Source organism: Pseudobutyrivibrio sp. UC1225, assembly GCF_900115215.1.
Lineage (GTDB): Bacteria > Bacillota > Clostridia > Lachnospirales > Lachnospiraceae > Pseudobutyrivibrio.
Window position 1 is genome coordinate 1 of the sequence record NZ_FOVQ01000028.1, and the last position, 1,891, is coordinate 1,891.

The window sequence follows — 1,891 nt, forward strand, 5'->3', positions numbered from 1 at the left end:
GTACGCACGGTGGTGGTGTGCCATGAAAGGCATACAGAAGATGAAGGTAGGCCCTTCGACAGGAATTGAACAGGCAAATCTGTCAAATCACTCTAATGCTGCTGTAGTCAAGCCTATGGTAGTAAGCGATTAGAGAAAAGGCTACAAACAGTAGTCAGATATGATACATGAAGATGAACGCAAGTGAACCATTGATGAAGTGTCGAAAGCGTAAGACTTCTGCAAAATCTGCTTTTCACCACTAGGCAGAGATAAAGATAATGGATACCTGTAAAGCTGATTATCTGCGGAACGGCATTAAGGTGGCATGAGCATGTATTAGGCTTCTGTGTGAAACATGGGAACCTACAGAATAATGGAAATCGAAAAGGTGCAAATCACAGAAAGATGAGACTGAAAGTAGAAAGGTATTCTGTAGGGGCGGAGTCATCCGTAGTAGTTAAGAAGTTCCTGTAATGGGAATGGAGCAAAGGGATGACATCATTTAGCTTGAATTTGATAACAACTAGGAAACTAGGAGGATTTGATGAACGAGAGCAAGCAATACGATATACCCAAAAGGGCTGTTATAGAAGCTTACAAAAGAGTAAAGGCAAACAGAGGAAGTGCAGGGATAGATGGAGTTGACTTTGAAATATTTGAGAAAAGATTGAATAATAATCTTTATAAAATATGGAACCGAATGAGTTCTGGAAGCTATATTCCATCGCCTGTAATGGCGGTAGAAATACCAAAGAAAACAGGAGGTGTCAGACGACTGGGAATACCAACTATAACAGATAGAGTGGCACAGATGGTAGCACGAATGTATGTAGAACGTGCAGTAGACCCGATATTTTGTGATGACTCTTATGGCTACAGACCTAACAGGTCGGCGTTAGATGCAATAGGAATGACTAGGAAGAGATGTTGGAAATATGACTATGTAATCGAATTAGATGTAAAAGGTCTGTTTGATAATATCGACCATGAGCTATTGATGAGAGTTGTGCGAAGACATGTTAAGGAATCGTGGATTTGTATGTATATTGAAAGATGGCTCAAAACTCCATTCGTGTTGAGAAATGGTGAGGTGATAGAGCGAAACGCAGGAACACCACAGGGAGGAGTTATTAGTCCCGTACTTGCAAATATGTTCTTGCACTATGTATTTGATATGTGGATGAAGAGAAATTTTCCAAATGCACCATTTGAAAGATATGCAGATGATGGTGTGGTACACTGCAAAACAAAAGAAGCGGCTCTTTACATAAAAGAGTGTCTGGCTAAAAGATTTGCAGAATGTAAACTTGAATTACATCCGACCAAAACTAGAATTGTGTATTGTAAAGATAAGGACAGAACAAAGGATGAAGACATAACAGAGTTTGATTTCCTTGGCTATACTTTCAAGGCTGTACACATCATGTGTAAGGATGGGAAAATGCGTTCAAACTTTATCGCATCAGTCAGCAAAGCGTCAGCTAAGACATTCAGAGAAAAAATTAAATCTCTAGAAATTCATAAGAGAACTGGATGCAAAATCGACATAATTGCGGAAATCCTAAACCCTATGCTAAGAGGCTGGATTAATTATTTTGGGAAATTCAATCCATCAGCCATGAAATATACACTTCAATGTATAGAACGTAGGCTAGTAAAATGGGCAATGTGTAAATATAAGAACCTTCGTGGTCATAGAAGACGGGCAGAAAAATGGCTCACGTCTGTAAGAAAACGAGAGCCGAGATTGTTTGCACACTGGAGCAAAATGTATTCGTATTGTTAGATGATAAGAGCCGTATGAAGGGAGACCTTCACGTACGGTTCTGTGAGAAGTTTGAGGTGAAAATCCTCCTACTTACTCGACTGAGAGGTCGGGAGATTAATTAAATCTCCCTCCTACTCGATT

Annotated in this window: 1 protein-coding gene; it reads left to right on the forward strand. The window is 39.7% G+C overall.

The genetic code is table 11. From position 1 onward, the window contains the following. Positions 1-526 precede the first annotated feature (526 nt). Positions 527-1,768: a group II intron reverse transcriptase/maturase gene (ltrA, locus tag BMZ41_RS15380; protein WP_090531336.1), complete on the forward strand. Its 1,242-nt coding sequence runs from the start codon at positions 527-529 to the stop codon at positions 1,766-1,768. The last annotated feature ends 123 nt before the right edge of the window (positions 1,769-1,891 follow it).